Origin of the sequence: Paenibacillus sp. CH40 (genome assembly GCF_024213605.1) — a bacterium.
Taxonomy (GTDB): Bacteria; Bacillota; Bacilli; order Paenibacillales; family Paenibacillaceae; genus Paenibacillus; species Paenibacillus polymyxa_B.
Genome location: NZ_JANAVQ010000009.1, coordinates 1 through 16,664, shown reverse-complemented (window position 1 = coordinate 16,664; position 16,664 = coordinate 1). Strand labels below are relative to the sequence as shown.

General features: G+C 47.4%; 15 protein-coding genes and 1 rRNA gene. 13 read left to right on the top strand and 3 right to left on the bottom strand.

Annotated elements, in window-relative coordinates; translation table 11 throughout:
* Positions 1 to 278: 278 nt before the first annotated feature.
* The gene (locus NLX73_RS21055) at positions 279 to 1,211 is read left to right on the top strand and encodes a manganese-dependent inorganic pyrophosphatase (RefSeq protein ID WP_061830773.1); all 933 of its coding nucleotides are present in this window, start codon (positions 279 to 281) and stop codon (positions 1,209 to 1,211) included.
* A 62-nt stretch (positions 1,212 to 1,273) separates the two neighbouring features.
* Here NLX73_RS21055 and NLX73_RS21050 read toward each other — a convergent pair whose 3' ends face one another.
* The 3 genes from NLX73_RS21050 to NLX73_RS21040 all read right to left on the bottom strand — a co-directional run bounded on the left by NLX73_RS21050 (position 1,274) and on the right by NLX73_RS21040 (position 3,800).
* Positions 1,274 to 2,197 (bottom strand): alpha/beta hydrolase, encoded by a 924-nt coding sequence (locus NLX73_RS21050; RefSeq protein ID WP_254327246.1) that lies wholly within the window; start codon positions 2,195 to 2,197, stop codon positions 1,274 to 1,276.
* Positions 2,182 to 2,724, bottom strand: a complete 543-nt coding sequence (locus tag NLX73_RS21045) for a MarR family winged helix-turn-helix transcriptional regulator (protein WP_061830683.1) — start codon at positions 2,722 to 2,724, stop codon at positions 2,182 to 2,184. Before NLX73_RS21045 ends, NLX73_RS21050 begins: the two co-directional genes overlap by 16 nt.
* Before the next feature lie 110 nt (positions 2,725 to 2,834).
* Positions 2,835 to 3,800 (bottom strand): ATP-dependent DNA ligase, encoded by a 966-nt coding sequence (locus tag NLX73_RS21040; RefSeq protein WP_254327245.1) that lies wholly within the window; start codon positions 3,798 to 3,800, stop codon positions 2,835 to 2,837.
* A gap of 200 nt (positions 3,801 to 4,000) precedes the next feature.
* Here NLX73_RS21040 and NLX73_RS21035 point away from each other — a divergent pair, with 200 nt between their 5' ends.
* From NLX73_RS21035 to NLX73_RS20980, 12 genes are all read left to right on the top strand, one after another.
* Positions 4,001 to 4,276: a GNAT family N-acetyltransferase gene (locus tag NLX73_RS21035; RefSeq protein ID WP_134903211.1), complete on the top strand. Its 276-nt coding sequence runs from the start codon at positions 4,001 to 4,003 to the stop codon at positions 4,274 to 4,276.
* Between the two features lie 289 nt (positions 4,277 to 4,565).
* Positions 4,566 to 5,132 carry a DUF420 domain-containing protein gene (locus NLX73_RS21030; protein ID WP_013308403.1) on the top strand — a complete coding sequence of 189 codons (567 nt, stop codon included), beginning with the start codon at positions 4,566 to 4,568 and terminating at the stop codon, positions 5,130 to 5,132.
* 183 nt (positions 5,133 to 5,315) lie between these two features.
* Positions 5,316 to 6,590 (top strand): ABC transporter substrate-binding protein, encoded by a 1,275-nt coding sequence (locus tag NLX73_RS21025; RefSeq protein ID WP_254327244.1) that lies wholly within the window; start codon positions 5,316 to 5,318, stop codon positions 6,588 to 6,590.
* 63 nt (positions 6,591 to 6,653) lie between these two features.
* Complete coding sequence (locus NLX73_RS21020) at positions 6,654 to 7,535, top strand: carbohydrate ABC transporter permease (protein ID WP_061830675.1); 882 nt, start codon at positions 6,654 to 6,656, stop codon at positions 7,533 to 7,535.
* Positions 7,535 to 8,425, top strand: a complete 891-nt coding sequence (locus NLX73_RS21015; RefSeq protein ID WP_069290894.1) for a carbohydrate ABC transporter permease — start codon at positions 7,535 to 7,537, stop codon at positions 8,423 to 8,425. Before NLX73_RS21020 ends, NLX73_RS21015 begins: the two co-directional genes overlap by 1 nt.
* Before the next feature lie 50 nt (positions 8,426 to 8,475).
* Positions 8,476 to 10,302, top strand: a complete 1,827-nt coding sequence (locus NLX73_RS21010) for a protein O-GlcNAcase (RefSeq protein ID WP_254327243.1) — start codon at positions 8,476 to 8,478, stop codon at positions 10,300 to 10,302.
* A gap of 100 nt (positions 10,303 to 10,402) precedes the next feature.
* Positions 10,403 to 11,941 (top strand): DUF4127 family protein, encoded by a 1,539-nt coding sequence (locus NLX73_RS21005; protein ID WP_254327242.1) that lies wholly within the window; start codon positions 10,403 to 10,405, stop codon positions 11,939 to 11,941.
* Between the two features lie 5 nt (positions 11,942 to 11,946).
* Positions 11,947 to 12,666, top strand: a complete 720-nt coding sequence (locus tag NLX73_RS21000) for an N-acetylmannosamine-6-phosphate 2-epimerase (RefSeq protein WP_254327241.1) — start codon at positions 11,947 to 11,949, stop codon at positions 12,664 to 12,666.
* Positions 12,644 to 13,483: a MurR/RpiR family transcriptional regulator gene (locus NLX73_RS20995; protein ID WP_254327240.1), complete on the top strand. Its 840-nt coding sequence runs from the start codon at positions 12,644 to 12,646 to the stop codon at positions 13,481 to 13,483. Before NLX73_RS21000 ends, NLX73_RS20995 begins: the two co-directional genes overlap by 23 nt.
* Positions 13,484 to 13,639: 156 nt before the next feature.
* On the top strand, positions 13,640 to 14,575 hold the full coding sequence (locus NLX73_RS20990) for an ROK family protein (protein WP_254327239.1): 936 nt from the start codon (positions 13,640 to 13,642) through the stop codon (positions 14,573 to 14,575).
* Positions 14,576 to 14,600: 25 nt separating this feature from the next.
* A complete protein-coding gene (locus tag NLX73_RS20985; RefSeq protein ID WP_250259747.1) occupies positions 14,601 to 16,211 on the top strand; it encodes an FAD-dependent oxidoreductase in 1,611 nt (536 codons plus the stop codon).
* A 392-nt stretch (positions 16,212 to 16,603) separates the two neighbouring features.
* A 16S ribosomal RNA gene (locus tag NLX73_RS20980) occupies positions 16,604 to 16,664 on the top strand; the annotation flags it as partial.

Sequence of the window (16,664 nt, the reverse complement as noted above, 5' to 3'; positions counted from 1 at the left end):
CTAAAATAATAGAATTGACCACTGGTGACTAACTTGCCAGTTTTGAGGCATATCTTACCATATTGGTGGGATATATTACTATATGTTTTTTATATTTTTAGAAAAAATAAGGGTAACATTACATGTAGATTCCATGGAAATGTTATGAATTTACTAGATTATTTTTGAAAACAATCAAAGGGGAATGGGAGAATGCGAGATTTAATGATATAATCTGCATTGGAATTGTTGAGGTTTCACAATCATGTAAAATGCCTAAGGCAAAGGAGTCGATTATGTTGGCAAAAACGTTGATTTTCGGGCATAAAAATCCGGATACGGATACCATTTGCTCAGCTATTGCTTATGCAGACTTAAAAACCAAACTGGGCGCGGACGTAGAGCCGGTTCGTCTGGGCGAGGTGAACGGGGAAACGCAGTATGCACTGGATTATTTCAAAGTGAGCGCGCCACGTCTGGTTGAGCAGGTTGCTGCTGAAACGGACAACGTCATTCTGGTCGATCATAATGAACGCCAGCAAAGCGCCGCTGATATTGACAAGGTACGTGTGACTGAAGTCATCGACCATCACCGGATCGCTAACTTTGAAACAAGCCAGCCGTTATACTTCCGCGCTGAGCCGGTGGGTTGCACAGCCACCATTTTGAACAAGCTCTACAAGGAAAATGGTATAGCGATTCCGAAAGAGATCGCAGGTCTAATGTTGTCCGCGATTATTTCCGATTCCCTGTTGTTTAAATCCCCAACCTGCACGGATCAAGACGTAGCTGCTGCTCGTGAACTGGCTGAAATTGCTGGTGTAGATGCAGATCGTTACGGTTTTGACTTGCTTAAAGCGGGAGCTGATTTGAGTGGTCATACCATTGAACAGTTAGTAAGTCTGGATGCCAAAGAATTTCAGATGAATGGTCGCAAAGTGGAAATTGCTCAAGTGAACGCAGTAGACGTCAACGATGTGCTATCGCGTCAAGCTGACCTAGAAGCTGCATTATCCCAAACCATCGAGGCCAAAAATCTCGATCTGTTCCTGTTCGTTGTAACAGACATTGTGAACAGTGATTCCATTGGTATTGCTCTGGGAAGCCAAGCACAAGCGGTTGAGAAAGCCTATAATGTACAGTTGGACGACAATAAGGCTGTTCTAAAAGGCGTTGTATCGCGCAAATCGCAAATTGTGCCTGTATTGACTGACGCTTTTAATAGCTTGTAATGATAAATAATAAGCCTCCTGAACCCGACTGCATAATGGCAGTGGAAGCAGGAGGCTTATTTTTATTTCTTCAGTTCTGCCAGGACATCTTCGATGCGGAATTCAAATGCCAATTTCAACTGATCGCTCATCAGGCGCCAGGCGTTTTCAGCCACAGCGAGATCGCCGCTATGAGTAAAGGCATGTGCGGCACCCATGTATTTTTTATACTTCACGGGGACATCTGCTTCAATCAGCCGTTTGGCATACAACTCGGCTTCGTCAGCCAAGGAGTCCAACTCCGCGGTTATGATCAGAGCAGGAGGGAGATTATGTAGTGATTCTGCAAAAATGGGGGAAACCAACGGATTTCGCGCCTCATCTGGTGAGTTCAGATAACTTTCATTAAAGATCTTTGCTACTCGTGGCGGGATCCCCTTCTCGAATTGGGGTTTCAATTTGGGATCTGTAGCAATATCCAGTGGTGGGTAATCCAGTACCTGATATACAATCGGAAATTCCTTGCGCTCCCGGGCCATAAGACACAGCGCTGCCGCTAGATTGCCACCCGCACTGTGTCCCCCGACCGCAATGCGTTGAGGATCTACGTTAAGCACATCAGGATGCTTGTACAACCATTGGGTCACCTCATAGCTTTCCTGTAGCGGGATAGGGAATTTATGTTCTGGGGCCAAGCGATAATCGACATTAACGACGACGCAATTCGCACGTTCAGCAATGACCGGGCACCAGGGATCATCCATCTCGGCGCTACCCATTACAAAACCGCTGCCATGGAAATTAACGAATACAGGGAGTGGATCAGCAGACCGGTGAGAAGGTTCATATACAATCACCCTGGAGTCACCAATAGAGGTGGGGATGATCCTTTCTTTCCGATGTACTTTGGGAGAATGCGAAGGTTTGAAATCGGACGCAGCTACCATTCTGCCAGCCGATATGCGAGCAAGTTTGACGAACAGTTTTTGTCTCAGTCTTCGCACCATTTTTCTCTCTCCTCTCTGGAGTCGGTTAGACGCGAACCTTTAACATCTTCAAACGCAGAACGTACGCGTGACAAATAGGTTTGGAACTGACAGATTTCCGACTCACTAAAGTCTGACATCAGACGTGAAGCCAGCCCTAGGAAAAAGGGATCCATCTGTTGAATTTTACTTCTTCCTTTATCGTTCAGGGACACGAACACTCCCCGCTTGTCATTGGGATCGTCATATTTATTAATGAATCCCTCTTGTTCGAGAGAAATAACCATAGAACTGATTGCTGCCCGGCTTACACCCATCTTATCAGCCAAAGCAGAAGGAGATGACATTTCATCTCTTTGCGCTGAAAGTACACAAAGCGCGATATATTGCCCGTAGGAGAGACCAAATTCACGTGAACGTTTTTCCATATTTTTGCGTATTTCATACGTTATGGAAAATAAATCTACCAAAACACCAATCGGTTTATTGCCACCTGGAAAGAGATTATAGGCCAGTTGACGAATTTCGGAGTCCAAAAAAAAGAACATGCGATCCACCTCGATGTAGTTAATTAGTTAACTGTAATTTAATTAACCACTGGTTGCAATGATTTATACAAACTTTGTTCCGCATTTTTTAAAAATATATCTGCAAAACGTTATATCCAGGGGCCGATACACTGATCGAGGCCCTGATTCACAAAGGCTTGTATGGAGGGCTGGCGCAGGGTACGTCCTTCTTGCCATCGCCACTCACTATATTGAACCTTGGCGGTGTACATGGGTTGCACCCAAAATGCATCTTGATGCCGATCCGGTTTATTGCTAAAAGGTCGCTCCGATATGGTATGTGGCAGCAGGCGCTCGGTAAGCTGACGCCAATCTTCCCGAGTCAGCTTACCCGTACCCACATGTCCGATATAGCGCAGCATTCCTTGTTTATCATATTGGCCCAGCAACACAGCGTTGATAAGGCCTCCGTTTAGGGTATAGCCACCGATAACGGCAATGATATCGCCATAATTTTTGACTTTGACCCATCGTCCGTCTTTTCCGCCCAATGTGTACGGACTATCCAGCTTTTTACACACAATGCCTTCCATTCTTTGGTTGCACATGACCTGAAATAGAGCTTGTCCATCAGGATGAGCGGGAGCCAGTTGAATCCGTTCATTCGGTATGATGATCTGATGCAGCAGTTCAAGCCTTTCCTGTAACGGTTTAAGATGAACCCACTCCCCGTTCAGATAAACAATATCAAACAACATGTAAGTAGCGGGTACAGCTTCATAGGCTGACTGAATTCGATCCGTTCGACGAATCAGATCCCTTCGCATAATTTCATGGAACGATGGCTTACCGTCGGCACCGAGTGCGATCATTTCCCCGTCCAATATGACCGAATCAGCCTTACAGTAGGAGGGGAAGAGAGCAAGCTCCGGGTATAAAAGCGTTCGTTCGTGCTGTTTGCGGTTGAACAGACGCGTGCTGCCCTGGTCGTGATACGTCAAAATTCTCGTACCGTCCCATTTTATTTCGTAACGCCAAAGGCCTGTTGCATCTACAGGTACTTTTTCGCTCAGTTCCGGTTCAAACGGGATGACAGGTTTTAATTCCGTACGCAACGCAGCACCTCCCTTGCCTTCATTGGAATAAATATAGTGTCGACGATAGATCTTATTTTATGTATGTGATGTTTCGCTGATTCCTAAATAGGGGAATGATAAGGATATCTTGCGCCGGCATGAAGTGATTGCAGTAATTCGTAATTCGTTAGCATGGAGTTGTAACGGGATGTTCTTCAGTCAGAAAGGAGATTGGTTTCATGAGACAAATTCGCGAGGAGGACCATGCAGTAGTCATGGTGGATGATGGGCAGGTAGTTGCAGAAGTAGGCTATAAATCCATAGATGACCACTCGTTGGTCATTGACCATACATTTGTATCCGAGCAGTTACGGGGTCAAAAAATCGGCAAGGAGCTTATCGACCGAGTGGTTGATATGGCAAGGAATGAGCATAAAAAGGTTATTCCTGCTTGCTCGTACGCGCTTGCTCTATTCAAGCGCCATCAGGAATACAGTGACGTATGGCAGCAATGAATATGGATCATCAAGGCTGCTTAATTGCATAACCGATACAACACCGGAGCGGGTAATCAGACCTTCCCGGTGTTTTTTGTGTGCATAAAGCTTGTAAAATCAATGCATTCTACCGTTGATATAGGGAAGTAAAGGGCTATTCTCAAATGTTGAATCATATTTTCTGACAGATGGCTATGAAATTGTTCATACTGTTGTCACTTCACAGGCTGTCCATCAGTTCTATATAATATATTATGGTTATGACTACAACAGTAACGAAAACCTGAATTTAACGAAGGAGACGCTCATGATGAATAAAGCGAGTGAGGACAAGCAGTACGTTCCAACGAGCAATCGTAATTTTACAGCCTTGATTATCACCGTTTCCATTATAGCCAACGTGATTATTTTGCTGCTGTTCTTTTCGCCGATCGGATACCAGGGTAGTGTGAGTTTTGATCTCACTATTTTCCCAAGGCTGAATGCGATTTTTAACAGCTTCACATTTATTTTTCTGGTGGCTGCACTGGTTGCTATTTTCAAAAAGAACATTAAGCTTCATAAAACCTTTGTTTTGCTGGCCTTCGCCAGTACCGTTTTATTTTTATTTTCCTATCTGACCTTTCACTACATTTCTCCGGAAACTGCAAAATATGGTGGGGTGGGTATCCTTCGGCCAATTTACTTTACGCTGTTGATTTCGCATAGCATACTGGCTGCGATTATTGTACCGCTGGCCCTGTTCACGGTTGTATGGGGATGGACGATGCAGGTAGCAAAACATCGTAAGATTGCACGCTGGACGATGCCGATTTGGCTATATGTGAGCTTGACCGGGGTACTGGTGTACGTTTTCATGGCCCCATACTATTAATAGCTGTGAACCCTTTGCGGGTTGATTTAGGGAAAAGGCGTCTCTGCTGAAGAGACGCCTTTTTTGTATCCAATAAAAGAAAAATTATTCCTTCTAAATTTATTTTATTGAAAAAACGTTCCTTCTTTAGCGGTATTTCTGCTATAATTTGCCTTAATCAACTAAGAACAAGGGGGTCACCATGTGACAAAGAAAGCGAAAGGCAGGTTACGGTTGCTTGTATCTATGCTAGCGCTGGTTGTACTGCTGAGCAGCTGCGGTGGTGGAGGATCAAAGTCGGAAAAGGTTGACGGAGGGAAAGTAACACTGCAATTTTGGACCATTGCACTACAACCTACATTTACCCCGTATTTCAATCGGGTGATTGCCGATTATGAGCAGAAGAACCCCAATGTCAAAATTGACTGGAAGGATTACCCTTATGACGCAGTAACCAACAAGCTGTTGACAAGTATCGCTAGCAACAGCAGTCCAGATGTAGTCAACCTCAATACAGAATTTGCTAGCCAAATGGGCTCCAAGGGTGCTGTTGTTGATATGAATGAGCATTTGTCGCCCGATGAAAAGGCTGCTTATTTCGAGGGTATTTATAATTCTACAGTTATTAACGGTAAAGCTTATGCGCTACCCTGGTATACCGGTACAGAAGTGCTTTACATGAATACAAAGCTGGTCAAAGCTGCCGGATTGGACCCTGCTCATCCGCCCAAAACCCGGGAGGAATTGTCTGAATGGGGCCGTCAGATTAATAGAAAAATTGGCAAGGCAGGCTATGCTCAGCAGCTTGTATCCAAGCTTTTCGCTGTAGACGGCATTCCTATCCTAAATAAAGAAAAGACAGCAGCGGCGTTCAACACACCAGAAGCAGTCACTATGATTGATAATCTAAAGAAACAGATGGAAGATGGCATTGTACTCAAGGAAGACGCTGAATTCTCACAGCAAGTGAAATATTATGCCGGCGAGCAGGTTGCTTTCGAGCTGGCAGGCCCGACGTTCATCAATTTTATCAAAACGGCAGCGCCGGATGTTTATAAGAACACAATTGCTGTCCCTGTCCCAACCGGCAAAGCCGATGTGCGGCTCTCCAACTCCATGGACCTGGTCGTACCTGCTAAGTCTGCACATGTGGACGAAGCAGTGAAATTTGCTGTTTTCTTGACAAACGCAGAGAGTCAAACAGCTTTTTCTAAAGCGGCGAATACACTACCTTCCACGAAAGACTCCATTAAAGATCCATATTTTACTCAGTCTGACAAATCATTAGAAGCACAAGCCAAGGTAGTATCCGCGCAAAGCTTGGATAAGGCGACAGATTATATGGTCGGTGTGCCTAATGCCAAAGATGTGAATAGTGCCATCGCGCGAGCTTTACAAAATATGGTATTGAATGGCACGGATACGAAGCAGACGCTTACTGCTTTGGAGCAGGAAGTGAACGATATTTTAAAGCGATAGGTTTGACAGGGGAGTAAGTGAATACTCCCCTGTTCATTTATCAAAATCAGGTGGTGATGCAGCATGATCAAATGGTTGAGGTCGGAGTCCTTTACGGCCTGGGCCTTTATGACGCCGGGACTGTTATTGCTTGCCGTCTTTGTATTTTGGCCTATTATTTACAGCATTCCGCTGGCATTGACGGACTACTCTGTCATATCAGACACCCATTTTGTCGGCTTGGATAATTTTGAAGCGGCGTTTAAGGACCGTAACTTTCTTATTTCGATTTGGAACTCATTGTTGTACGTGCTCATTGTCCCCTTTCTTCAAATTTTCTCCATCCTGATGGCTGTGCTTGTGAATAGCCGTATCCCGGGAATTAAAATATTTCGTACGACCTACTACATCCCTGTTGTGACTTCGATGGTAGCGGTAGCCTTAATTTGGAGCTGGCTGTTGGGCAAAAACAGCATAGTGAACTACTTGCTCATGCAGGTCGGCTTGATTAGCAAAGACATACACTGGTTATCGGACAGCAACTTGGCTTTGTATGTACTAATGTTCATCACAATGTGGAAGGGACTCGGGTATTATATGATGCTCTATCTGGCTGGATTACAAAATATTCCCCAAGATCTGTACGAAGCCGCTAGAGTCGACGGAGCAAGCCGATGGCGTCTGATTGTCCATATTACTCTTCCGCTGCTGAGACCCTACGTTCTGTTCTGTACCCTTATATCGCTCATGTCAGCTATTCGCGTATTTGATGAAGTATATGTACTAACCAAGGGTGGGCCGGGAACGGCCACGTTGACATCCAGCTTGTATATTTTTCAAAAGGGCATGGAGCAGTTTAATTTTGGATATGCTTCCGCGCTTGGCTTAATTGTCGGTGCAATGATTGCCGTACTTAGTATTATCGTATTCCGATTCAATAGGAAAGGCGGTGTCAATCCCTATTGATGAATCTAAAGGATGACAAAATGCTACGCTCATCTCTTCCTAAAAAGGAAAGCAGCCGCATCATGCGCAGTCTTGCTCGAATACTGAGAATGACGGTCATATACGTGCTTCTAGTGCTACTCGCCCTCTTTTTAATGGGACCGTTCCTATGGCTGCTCAGCGTATCCCTCATGCCAGGCCGCAACATTTTTTCAACGCCACCCGCTATTTTTCCGACCTTTATTGATTTCGACAACTACGTTCAGGTGTGGCAGTTCATGAATTTTCCAAAGTATATGCTGAATACGGTCATCATTACGGTGTTGGGCGTTGTGCTCAATGTGGTGCTCGCCAGTCTGACAGGATATCCCTTGGCTGTATTTCGTTTTAAGGGTAAAAATCTGGTGTTTACGCTGCTGATTGCCACGATGATTATTCCTTCCTACACCGCATTTATTGTGCATTATCTGACCATTCAGGGGCTTCATCTAGGCAATACCTATTTGGGTGTGGTGTTGCCTGGGGCAGTCTCCGTTTTCAACATTTTTCTAATGCGACAGACGTTTATTCATATCCCTACCGATGTGCGTGATTCCGGTAAAATGGACGGCGCTTCGGAGTTCCGAATTTGGTGGCAGCTGGTGCTTCCGCTGGTCAAGCCAGCGCTGGCTGTAATCTCTCTATTGGAGGCGATGTCGTTCTGGAACAGCTTTCTGTGGCCTATCGTTATTTTGAACGATACGGAGCTATATCCGCTGGCAGCTGCGCTCACGTATCTCAACGGTCAATTTGCCTATAACTTCGGCTGGATTGCTGCAGGCACAATGATTTCGGTACTGCCGATCATTATATTGTTCCTGTTTACACAGCGCTACTATATGGAAGGTCTGGCGGGAGCGGTAAAAGGATAAGCCAGTAGTTACGGCTACGAAGAGCCTGTGAAGGGAAGGAGACGATTGCGATGAAATTGTCCCAAGGAATGGGGCCTCATTCAGGTGTAGGGCTATCGCGGCAGGAGATACAATATTATTTTCGTGATGTGTTTGACAGCGGGGAAAGGCTGGTTATCTCCGAACCGCGACTGATCTGTGAACTGTCCTCTCGCTTTGCAATGAATCAGGAGTATGAAGGTGTGCTGGACCCTGAGGGACCGATCAAGCTCATTGTACCTCCAGGGCCGGGTGTACGGACTGAAACACGGGGAAGCGTACAGTTGATGCTCGAATATGACGGAACGCTTGCTGCAGACGGATATCGGTTGGACATTCAGAAGGACGGGCGGATTGAAATCCACGCTTCTAATAAAAGAGGGCTCAAATACGGCATGGATGCCCTGCATCTCCTGCTTCAGGTGGAACAGGAGCGATGTACTCTGCCGGTGATGTCTATTCGGGATGAGCCTTCCTTTCCGGTCCGAGGAATTATTGAAGGCTTCTATGGGAAACCGTGGAGTTTCGCGGATCGGCTGGATGCCGTCCGTTTTATGGCTACGCACCGGATGAACACGTTCATGTATGCCCCCAAGGATGATCCATATCATCGTGAGCTATGGAGAGAACCGTACCCTGAGGATACGTTTGACCAGATTCGCGAATTAAAGGAAGCCTGCGAACGGCATGAGGTTGATTTTCATTATTGTATCAGCCCAGGGAACGACCTGAGCTTTGGCAGCGATGAAGATTTCCTCAAATTGACGGAAAAGCTGGCGGCCGTGATTGCGATTGGCGTACGTCATTTTTCTGTATTAATGGATGACATTGACTATGTACTCAAAGGGGAAAATCGACATTTGCTGGGCCGCTCGGGTCACGCTCATGTCTTTTTGACGAACAAGGTGCATGCATGGCTGGCTGAACGACTGCCTGAATTTACGCTGACGGTCTGTCCTTCGGAATATTGGTCATATTGGGATACCGAATACAAAAAGGATTTCCGTGAGCGGCTGCATCCGGAGATTAAGGTGTTCTGGACGGGGTACTTTGTTTTTGCTCCACAGATTAGCCGCGAGCACGCCGCTGATAATCATGCATACTTTGGGCATGAGCTGTGGCTGTGGGATAACATCCCGGTGAATGATTGTGACCATGATCGGTTATTCCTTGATCCGCTGCGCGGACGGTATTCCGGGCTACCGGACTGCGGACATACCGGTATGGTGGCCAACCCGATGAATCAGTGGGAATGCTCCAAAGTGACGCTCATCACGATGTCCCACTACATGTGGAACAGTGAACGGTATATGCCTGAGCTATCTTGGGAATGGGCTGCGCGGGAGTTAGCGGGAGAGCGTGCGGATGAACTGATGTTTTTCTGTCGTCAAAACAGGAACAGCCGATTAGGCGGCAACACGTATGAGGACGTGGACCTTGCTTTGAAAATGCGCGATATCCCTGCGCTGGATATGTACTTTGAGCGGCTGCTTCAGGCGGTGAGCGTCCTACGGAACGTGCCTGCCGATGATCTAGCCGCAGGGTTCGTGTCCCAGGCCGCGCCGTGGCTGGAACGTGCCGAGCTGGACGCGGGCCTGTGGCAGGTGTTGCGTCAAGCTGCGCTCAGCAGCGAGCGACAGGACGATGCACAGTCGGGGGAGAGCAGCACGTCGAGCGAAGCAGTTGACGGGCAAGAGCCGTCGCCTCTGACGGACGAAATCGCAGGAGAACTGCGACGCGGTATCACTGCTTGCTTAGAAGCGAAGGTTCGGCTGGGTAGCAATCCAGCAATCCGTGCTGCCGCGCAGTGGGGTTATGTCGATCAGGACGAACAAGGCAAATATCGGCTGATCTTGTGAGTGTTTGCGATGGATTAAGAAACCAAGGCAGCATAGCTGCCCTGAAAATAATCATTTGCCGTTAGGATAACGGTAATTTTCAGGAGAGGTGGAATGTACGGTGAAGTCAAACACCCGATTACTTTTTATACCGCTGGATGAGCGGCCCTGTAATTATCAATTTCCTTATTTACTGGCACAAGGCACAGACTTGGAAATGGAGCGGCCCCCATTGGAATGGATGGGACAAAAGAAAACCCCTGGCGATACGACCAGACTATGGGCATGGCTCGAAGAACGCGCAGCGACTGCTGATGGAGCCATTGTTGCGATGGATACGTTGCTGTACGGAGGAATCGTACCTTCTCGACTACACGGTATGTCGAGCGAGCAGGTCAGAGATAGAGTGAATCGGCTTCGCAGGCTAAAGCAATTATATCCGCAACTGACTCTGTATGCATTTCAACTGATTATGCGTTGTCCGCAATACTCTTTGGCTGATGAAGAACCGGATTACTATGCCGATTGGGGCCGTGAGATATTCCGAAAGGGCTTCATTGAGCATCGTCAGGAGCTGGGGATCGCTACCTCAGAAGAGTTGCTCGAATTAGCTGATATCAGCGAGCGTTTACCAATGGAAATACTGGATGATTATTTGGGACGTCGCCATGTGAATTTGGAGGCCAATGAGGTTGCACTGGATCTCGTAGCAGAAGGTATCATTGATTTTATGATCATCCCACAGGATGATTCGGCTCCCTACGGCTATACCGCCAAGGATCAGCAGCGGCTAAGAAGTCGTATTTCTGAGCTTGAGCTGGATTTGAATGTATACATGTACCCAGGGGCAGATGAAGTGGGTTGTACGTTGCTGGCTCGTTGGGTTAACAAGATGAATAATGTAGTCCCACTGGTGTATCCTCGATTGTCTGCTTTGCAGGGGGCATTCGTAGTTCCGCTTTTTGAAGATCGCTATTTTTACGAAACCTTAAAATATCAGATTATGGCGGCAGGTGGGCTAATAGCTTCCACGGCAATGGAGGCTGATTTGATTTTGTTGGCTAACACACCCGGTGACACGATGGCAGAAGCTTCATCCCAGCAGCGTGCAATGACCGGATATGATGTACATCGGAATGTAGTAGAGCTGGTTGAGTACGGTTATTATATGCTGCAATATGCAGGTCAAAATGTTGCAATTGCTGATGTGGGCTACGCCAATGGAGCAGATCTCAAGCTAATTAGACTATTGAAGCAAAAAGGAGTGCTTTTTAAGCTGGCGGGTTATGCAGGCTGGAATACCAGTTCTAACACGCTGGGCACCGTCATTGCCCAGTCTATGCTGTATACCCACTATGGCTCTACGGAGGAACATTTGGATTTTCTGTCGCTGCGCTACGCCGAGGATGCCTGTTATTGCGCTGTGGTACGTACGGCTATGAATAACGGGATTGTGGAGCAGATGGGTTTTACCAAGTTTATGCTCGATGGACCGAGAGGCTCGGTGGCTGCGGTTATTCACGGACGGCTGGAGCAGGCGCTCAATGAATATGTGAACGGGCCGGAAGGCCGCGTGGAAATTACAGATTGCTACATGCCGTGGAACCGCACCTTTGAAGTCGGATTAACCGTACGGCATCATGCCGAGAAGAGAGGGTGATTCCTATGGGAATGGAAGGTGTGTTATCCAAAGTTCAGCACGGACTGATCGTATCCTGTCAGGCGCTGCCAGGCGAACCGTTGCATGGAGCAGATTCTATGGTCAAAATGGCGCTTGCCGCACAGCAGGGTGGAGCTGTAGCGATTCGCGCCAATGGCGCATCGGATGTACGTGCGATTAAACAGGCGATTTCTCTACCAGTCATTGGCTTGATTAAGCGGGATTATGATGATTCTGATATTTACATTACGCCTACCCTTCGTGAAATGGAGGAACTGGTAGAGGCAGGCGCGGATATCATTGCGCTGGATGCCACATTACGACCGCGCCCAGCGAGATGCAAGCTGAAGAGGCTCATAGATTATGCCCATGAGCAGGGAGTTACTTCCATGGCAGACATTTCGACACTGGAGGAGGCGCTTCATGCGGCCTCTCTTGGCGCAGACTGCGTATCCACCACGTTATCCGGGTATACGCCGTACTCTACTCGGATTGAGGGTCCTGATCTGGAGCTGGTTCGGAGAGCGTCAGAACTGGTTCCCGTTCCTTTAATTGCAGAGGGCAAAATCTATGATCCGGCGCAGGTTGAGGAAGCATTCCGAATGGGAGCACATGCAGTGGTCGTAGGCTCGGCGATTACCAGACCCCAATTGATTACGCAGCGGTTTGCCGATGCCGCAAGGAAGGCAGTGAAATGCATCTATGGAGATGAACGACCGAATTAACACATATTATCCTTCATTAACGAAATCGGAGCAGAAAGTCGCCTTGTGCGTACTGGAGCATCCCGCAGACATCATATATTTCTCCGTGACAGAGCTGGCGGATTTTGCAGGTACAGGCGAAACGACCGTCATGCGCTTTTGCCGGAAGATTGGTTTCAAAGGTTATCAGGATTTCCGACTGTCCCTAGCGCAAAACCAGAATTATCGTAAAACTGATATGGGCGAGGAGAACATCGACCCAGATGACGAACAAGATATTACGCGTACGGTGTATCACAACATGCTCGATATTTTGCACTCCAGTATGGGGCTGCTGGACCATTCAGAGCTTGGTCGTGCGATTGCGTGTCTCGATCAAGCGAGCTATGTTCAATTTTTCGGTGTGGGCGCTTCGGGAATTTCTGCGCAGGATGCTAAAAACCGTTTCTTACGGATCGGGCGTCGCGCCGAGGCTGTGGCAGACGGACATATTCAGTCGATGATGGCGGTGTCCATGAACCCGGGTGATGTGGCTATCGGCATTAGTGTATCAGGAAGTACGCTGGATACGAACGATATGCTGCATAAAGCCAAGCAAAACGGTGCAACGGTTATCGCAATTACAAATTATGCGAAATCACCCATTACCTCCATTGCGGATATCGTGTTGCTGACCGCAGGCAAGGAAGCTCCAATAGAAGGTGGTTCAATCGGCGCTAAAATCTCACAACTATTCGTGATTGACCTCATCTGCGAAGGGCTTGCTCGCAAGCATACGAATCACACCAAACAGATGAAGGAAAAAACAGCGAGGGCCGTTATTGAACGAAGCTATTGAGATTTTTCAGTTGTGAATTGAAAACTTGTGCTCCGACAGTTCAATGACTTGTGTTTGTGGTGCTTATGAATGGTTATTTCAAGTATTGCTATTATATAGAAGGTTTGTACAAAGAGTTAGTAAGCTTTTATGTAGGGCAACAAGGAGGTTGGTGTGGTGGCAGCTGCTGTGAACAGAGTCATTGGAATCGACATTGGGGGCACATCTGTGAAGGCCGCCATAGTGGCACAGGACGGATCGGTGCTTGATGAAATCCGGCTGGATACGGACGCTTCCCGGGGACGTGAATGGGTGTTGTCGCAGGTGTCAGAATCTGTGCTCGGACTGTTGCGTTCTTTTGGGGATACCAGCATCGGTGCCTATATAGATATAGGCGCTCTAGGCATTGCTACTGCTGGCAGAGTGAATGTGGAGAGCGGCGTAGTTGTGTATGCCACAGATAACCTACCTGGCTGGCAAGGTACATCCTTAGTAACGTGGGCTAAAGAAAAACTGGCTTTACGAGCGGTTGCTGATAATGATGCGAACGCCGCTTTACTTGGAGAAGCGTGGCAGGGAGCGGGGAAAGGCAAGCGACGCTTGGTGATGCTCACGTTGGGAACAGGTGTCGGAGGTGCATATATGGAAAATGGCCTCTTGTGCAGAGGGGCTCATTGGAGCGGCGGTGATTGGGGGCACAGTATTCTATACCCCGGAGGACACCCCTGTAATTGCGGAAAAAAAGGGTGCGCCGAGCAATATGTATCGGGGAGCGCCCTGTTACGTCGAGGTAGGGAACACGTCGGTAAATTGTACCGCTCGGGAAACGAGATTGTGAAAGAGGCCGTTCACGGTAACCAGGAGGCAATCCAGGTGCTGGATGATTACACCGCAGATTTAGCTGTCCTTCTAGCTAACATCTCGGTGACTCTTGATCCTGAGGGGATCATTGTAGGCGGAGGAGTAGCGGACACGGGAGAGGTCTGGTGGCCCATGCTGGAAAAGCATCTGCACCAATTTGGAGTTCAAACGGAAGTAAGTCGGGCATTGTTGGGCAATCGCGCTGGAATCATCGGCGCTGCACGGCTTGCCTTCGAAATGACCGAGTCCTAGTACAAGAATGAAAGGGGAACGAACCATGACGCAAAAACGGCTTGATACCGACATTGTTGTGATTGGCGGAGGTCTGGGGGGGACATCGGCAGCTCTTGCGGCGGCGAAGGCTGGCATGAGAGTCATCGTGACAGAGGAGACGGACTGGTTAGGGGGGCAGTTAACTTCACAGGCTGTTCCTCCAGATGAGCATCGATGGATCGAACAATTTGGTTGCACAGCAACATACCGTGAGTTCCGTAATCGTGTACGTGACTATTACCGTCAGAACTATCCGTTAACCGAAGAAGCTCGAAATAATCCCATTCTCAATCCTGGGAACGGTTGGGTAAGCCGTCTGGCCCATGAACCACGGGTAGCTCTGCGGGTGCTTGAAGATATGCTCGCTCCTTATTTGAATACGGGGCGCGTTCATGTATACTATCACACCGTGCCTATTGCCGTTCAGACGGATGGGGACTGTATTACTTCTGTAACTGTCCGTACCTCGAATAGCGCTGATCATAAGTGTGGATTTAGAGTGCTGCACGGAACGTTTTATCTGGATGCGACAGAGTGTGGTGATCTCCTTCCGATGGCGGGCGTGGAGCATACGAGTGGAGCGGAGTCGCGGGCTGCTACGGGTGAACCTCACGCACTGGAGTGTGCTAACCCTTTTGATATGCAATCTATCACACATGTGGCTGCCGTAGACTATATTCCCCAGGAAAGCTTCATTATAGAGCGGCCGCAACAATATGATTTCTGGAGAAATTATATTCCGTCCTTTTCCCGTTTTCCGATTTTGAGCTGGTTTGCTACTGACGCGGATGATACCAGTAAACTAAAACAGTTCACATTGTTTCCTAACGATCAGGGCATTGTATCCTTATGGGATTATCGTCGTATTGTAGATCCCTCGATATGGAGCAAACCGCTAAATGATGGTGAGGTAACTCTTTTAAACTGGGCGCAAAATGATTATTACCTAGGGCCATTGATCGGTGTTACCGCTCAAGAGCAGGCAAAACATCGAGAAGGAGCGCGTGAGTTGACTCGTTCATTAATATATTGGCTTCAAACCGAAGCGCCCCGGTTAGATGGAGGGTTCGGCTATCCGGGAATTCGACCACGGGGTGATATTCTCGGCACTTCTGACGGTCTGGCTAAAACGGCTTATATTCGCGAGTCACGCCGAATTCAGGCCAATTATATGATATCTGAGTTTGATGTAAGTCGTGAGCTTCGGGGAGAAGAGGGCCCTAAGCGATATACAGACAGTGTAGGTGTAGGTAGCTATCATTTGGATCTTCATCCAACTACGGTATCTCAGCGAACATTCTACATCCCTAACTATCCCTATGAAATTCCATTGGGCTCACTTATTCCGGTGAGGGTGCGCAATTTACTTCCTGCCTGCAAAAATATAGGGATGACCCAAATAGCCAATGGCTGCTATCGATTGCATCCTACAGAATGGAATATAGGAGAATCAGCGGGAAGCCTAGCGGCTTACTGTGTCTCCAACGAAGTATATCCCATTGAAGTGAGCCGATCAGCAGAGCATCTTGGATGTTTTCAAAATGTTCTTCTTCGCCAAGGTGTGGAACTGCACTGGCCTGCAGAGGTATTTGAGCCAGAGGAAGTCATCAGCTAATGAAGGGGCAACTAGCCCCTCGACTGATTTTAAATGAGCTGAAAGATGAGTGGATTTATTCTAAAATAAAAAAACAAAAAAAGTGCTTGCTAAGTTGCTGGGGTTTATGATATATTATTTGAGCTGACAACAAAACAGCAGTTTCAAAAGCGAAAAGCTTGGGTGAAATGATCTTCAAAAAAAGAAAAAAATAACCCTTGCATTTTTGAAACGGACATGATATGATCTTATAGCTGCTGAAAAACGCGGCGAAAGAGAAATGTTTGATCTTTGAAAACTGAACAACGAGTGAGTAAAATGATTTTGCTTGCAAAATCAAACAAGAGATATTTTATCTCGTCAGTTTCAACATGAGCTTATCGCTCTTTCTATAAATCAACTTCGGTTGGTCTTTAATGGAGAGTTTGATCCTGGCTCAGGACGAACGCTGGCGGCGTGCCTAATACATGCAAG